Here is a 4118-nt window from a genome sequence, read left to right as displayed (position 1 = left end):
TTCTGTTGTTTGAGAATACAATCCATAAGACAATAAACACAACCAATACGTTGTAAATAATCTAAGGTTTTTTGTGGTATTGAAACTTCTTTTTAACATAATTGATTCATTGATTTTATACAGTTTGTTATAATCAAAGATACAATTTTATTAAATCGCGTAAAGTTGTTTTGGATTGATTTGTCCTTTATTCAAACCGCTCATTTTCTACGTTTCCTTCACCGAAATAATCTTCACAGGACAAGCCTTAGCTGCTAGTTCACAGCTTTCGGTTATGGTATGGTCGGTCGATTTTAAAGTATAAAAACCTTTGGCGTTTACGCCTTTAATCAATAATGATTTCCCGTCTTTTTTGGACATTTGAAATTGAATGGTGCCATTTCCACACAGTAATTGCACCCAATGCATTTGTCCCCAATTTTAATGTCGTAGGACTTAATTTGTATATTCTACATGGTGTTATTTCACTCTCACAACCACTTTTCCCTTGGCACGACCGCTTTCTACATAAGTCAATGCTTCGTTTGTTTGTTCAAATGGGAATACCTTATCTACAACAGGTTTTATAATACCTGATTCTATCAGTTTTGTAATCTGGCTTAATTGTCCACCATCGGCTCTCATAAATAAGAAAGTATAATCAACATTTTGTTTTTTGGCTTTCTTGCGTATGCTACTGCTTATTAGGTTAAGGATTATTTTCACAAACCAAGGCGCTCCTGTTTCTATGGCTAAATCAGCTGTTGGTGGTCCTGAAATAGAAATAGCTTTCCCTTGGGTCTTTAATATGTTCAATGATTTTTCAAGTGTTTTTGTGTCTTGACTATTCAGTACAAGATCGTAATCTTTTAATAGGCTTTCAAAATTCTGTGTTTTATAATCTATAAGTACATCTGCACCAAGTTTTTTCAAGAATTCAAAACTTTTTTCACTCGCCGTTGTGGCAACTGTTGCACCCAAATGTTTTGCGAGTTGGATTGCAATGGTTCCCACTCCGCCAGAACCCGCCTGTATGAAAATTTTTTGACCTTTTTTCAGATTTCCCTTTTCTATTAAAGCTTGCCATGCAGTCAAAGCTACCAACGGAATAGATGCTGCTTCTTCCATAGAAATATTCTTCGGTTTCATCGCAGCATCTTGTTCGTCTATGGCGATAAATTCGGCCAAAGTACCTATCCTGAAATCTGAAACTCTAGAATAGACTTCATCGCCTACCTTAAATTTCTTTACATTTTTTCCGACTTTAACTACCACTCCTGCCACATCATGACCTAAAATGATTGGGAATTTATAAGGCAAAATCAATTTAAACTCTCCAGTCTTTATTTTAGAATCTAAAAGATTTAAACCTGATGCGTGTATCTCTACCAAAACATCGTTCTCTTTTACGCTTGGAACTGCAACGTCAACAAGTTGCAAAGCATCTTTTTTGCTGTATTTTTTAACGGTATATGCTTTCATTGCAATTATGATTTAAGATATTGATTTGCTTTTTTGGGATTAATTAAGCCAAATGTCAACTTTGGGAAAAAGCGATTCAGCAGATAAACTAATTTGGTATCTCCTACGCGAATGGTGTATTGATCTTTCTTTAACCCCGAAATTAATGCTTTTACCAATTCTTCGGTACTTATTTTTTTATCATTTCTAGCTAAGGTCATTTCGGTGGCAACAAGAGGAGGCATTAGTTCAAAAACTTTTACCCTGCTGTTTATAATTTCTAAATGTTTGCGCAACGATTTGGTGTAAAATGATAGAGCCGTTTTGGATGCCGAATAAGTAGCTTCAAGCAATGAAGGTACAATACTTAATATCGAAGTGGTGTTGATAATGGCACTTTCGCGTCTTGATTGTAGCATTTCCATAAAAAGATTGTTCAAGCGGATGATCCCTAAGTAATTCACCTCCATTTCATATATGGCACCTTCTAGATGTTTGTCATTCGGAATTCCTAAATTTAAAGGAGGAACGCCAACTCCGGCATTATTATACAAAATATCTATGCCTCCCATTTCCTGAATCTGATTGAAAAGAGCAATGGCATCTGCTTCATTTCCGGCATCGCTTTTTATGGCAATCAATTGTGGGTATAATTTTTTCACAGCATTTAATTTTTCCTCGTTTCTGCCTGTGATGATCACTTTTGTGCCAAGCGATAAAAATTGTCTGGCCGCTTCCAGTCCAATGCCCGAAGCGCCTCCTGTTATCAATATTGTTTTTCCTTTTAAAATCATAATTTAATGAATTACAGTGTTATTATGCTTCTAGCTTTTTAAAAAACTGTTTGGTATCTCCAACGGGTACATCAAATTGATTTTTTTCTAAAGCAATGAAAAATTCATCGGCAACTTCTGATGGTGGAATTCCATTAGCACCGCCAATTTCTGCAGAAAATTCGGTATTGACCAATGGAGGATAAATTTCATAAATCTGAAGATTTTTTTGTTCTTCGTAAGTCTCTCTTAATGCAACAGTGTAACTATGCAATGCTGCCTTTGTGGCGCCATAAGTTGGTAAAAATTTATGACTGCCAAAAACTGCGATTGAAGATACATTGGCAATTGCAGCTTCCGATTTTTCAAGCAAATGGGGTAACATTAATTCCGTGAAGTGAATAACGCTAAAATAGTTAGTATTCATTTCGATAGCAGCTTTTTCGTGGGCATTAGTAGTTTCGCTTAATAAATACCCAAATGCAGACCCTGCATTATTGATAATGATATTAGTTTCTGGATAGCTTGTTTTCAATTCTTCGGCAATTCGAACGCGGTCTGTTTCTACAGATAAATCGCCTTGAATGGCAATAGCATTATCTAATTCTTTCAATGCTTTTTGCAGGCGTCCTCCATTACGTCCGTTGATTATGATTTTGTTGCCTGCAGCACTTAATTTTTTGGCAATAGCCAAACCAATTCCGGCGCTTCCGCCACTAATAAATATTGTATTTCCTGTTGTTTTCATTTTTAATATTTTTTAAAATTATCATGTTTTGATTAATTAAGAGTTGGATAATCAGTATATCCTTTTTCTCCCGGAGTATAAAATGTTGTTTGATCTGGTGCATTTAGCGGCGCATCAGTTTTAAAACGATCCACCAAATCAGGGTTGGCAATAAACGGAACACCAAAAGATACTAAATCGGCATGGCCATCATTCAAGACTTTGGTTGCTGATTCTTTATTAAATGCTCTGTTTATAATAATTGTGCCTTTGTATATTTTACGGAAGTGTTTCGCCACTTCTTGAATAGCATCAGGAACAGCAGAAACATCCGTAAATGGCTCAATAAGATGAATGTAAGCCAAACCATAATCATTTAATCGGTTTACGATATAGTCATAAATAGCGATCGTTTCATCATCTACTAGAATTCCCATAATTCCATTTAACGAAGGATTTAGGCGGATTGCCACTTTTTTAATGTCAACCACTTGTTTCAATTCGTCCAGAATGTCAAACAAAATTCTAGCACGATTTTCTAAAGATCCACCATATTCATCTTCACGAAGGTTAGTGTTTTTGCTGAAAAATTGTTGAAGCAAATAGCCATTCGCTCCGTGAAGTTCTACACCATCAAAATCAGCTTCGAAAGCATTGATTGCGCCCTGTTTAAAATCGGCAATGGTTCTTTTGATGTCTTCAATAGTCATAGATTGTGAGACTTCAGATGGCTTAAAGCCTTCGGCGGTAAAAACCTGCTGATTCGGATTCACAGCCGATGGAGCTAAAGGTTTTTTTCCATTGTGTAAATCCGGATGTGAGTATGCGCCAGTATGCCATAATTGAGCAACTATTTTTCCTCCTTTTTGATGTACTGCTTCGGTCGTCAATTTCCAACCGTCAATTTGTTCCGTAGTATAAATTCCTGGAACATTAACGACTCCTATTGCTTCTTCACTCACAAAAGTGCCTTCTGTGATAATTAGTCCTGCAGAAGCACGTTGTTCATAATACTTTGCGGTTAGGGCTGTAGCTACGTTTCCAGTATTGTTAGAACGACTTCTTGTCATCGGAGCCATCACAATTCGGTTATTTAACTGGCTATCATTAAGTTGGTAAGAATCAAAAATCAATAACTTTTCCATTGTGTTTATAATTTAATTTGTAAATTTGCTTGC

The 4118-nt window shown here is 36.0% G+C and carries 4 protein-coding genes and 1 pseudogene; all 5 read right to left on the bottom strand.

The window, feature by feature from the left end; all coding sequences use genetic code 11:
- Positions 1-207 precede the first annotated feature (207 nt).
- The 5 genes and pseudogenes from VFS71_RS00415 to VFS71_RS00395 all read right to left on the bottom strand — a co-directional run bounded on the left by VFS71_RS00415 (position 208) and on the right by VFS71_RS00395 (position 4085).
- Positions 208-380: pseudogene (locus VFS71_RS00415) on the bottom strand (ferredoxin).
- Positions 381-459: 79 nt separating this feature from the next.
- Positions 460-1461: an NADP-dependent oxidoreductase gene (locus VFS71_RS00410; RefSeq protein ID WP_326398686.1), complete on the bottom strand. Its 1002-nt coding sequence runs from the start codon at positions 1459-1461 to the stop codon at positions 460-462.
- A gap of 5 nt (positions 1462-1466) precedes the next feature.
- Positions 1467-2234, bottom strand: a complete 768-nt coding sequence (locus VFS71_RS00405) for an SDR family oxidoreductase (protein WP_326398685.1) — start codon at positions 2232-2234, stop codon at positions 1467-1469.
- A 22-nt stretch (positions 2235-2256) separates the two neighbouring features.
- Positions 2257-2961: an SDR family oxidoreductase gene (locus tag VFS71_RS00400; RefSeq protein ID WP_326398683.1), complete on the bottom strand. Its 705-nt coding sequence runs from the start codon at positions 2959-2961 to the stop codon at positions 2257-2259.
- Between the two features lie 32 nt (positions 2962-2993).
- Positions 2994-4085: an alkene reductase gene (locus VFS71_RS00395; protein WP_326398682.1), complete on the bottom strand. Its 1092-nt coding sequence runs from the start codon at positions 4083-4085 to the stop codon at positions 2994-2996.
- Positions 4086-4118: the final 33 nt, after the last annotated feature.

This window comes from Flavobacterium sp. (assembly GCF_035760125.1).
GTDB lineage: Bacteria > Bacteroidota > Bacteroidia > Flavobacteriales > Flavobacteriaceae > Flavobacterium.
Note: the sequence above shows the minus strand (reverse complement) of the source record. Positions and strands in the feature narration are given on the sequence as shown.

Coding starts and splice junctions, on each gene's coding strand:
- VFS71_RS00395 (WP_326398682.1), bottom strand. CDS start 4,085: ATGGAAAAGTTATTGATTTTTGATTCTTACCAACTTAATGATAGCCAG.
- VFS71_RS00400 (WP_326398683.1), bottom strand. CDS start 2,961: ATGAAAACAACAGGAAATACAATATTTATTAGTGGCGGAAGCGCCGGA.
- VFS71_RS00410 (WP_326398686.1), bottom strand. CDS start 1,461: ATGAAAGCATATACCGTTAAAAAATACAGCAAAAAAGATGCTTTGCAA.
- VFS71_RS00405 (WP_326398685.1), bottom strand. CDS start 2,234: ATGATTTTAAAAGGAAAAACAATATTGATAACAGGAGGCGCTTCGGGC.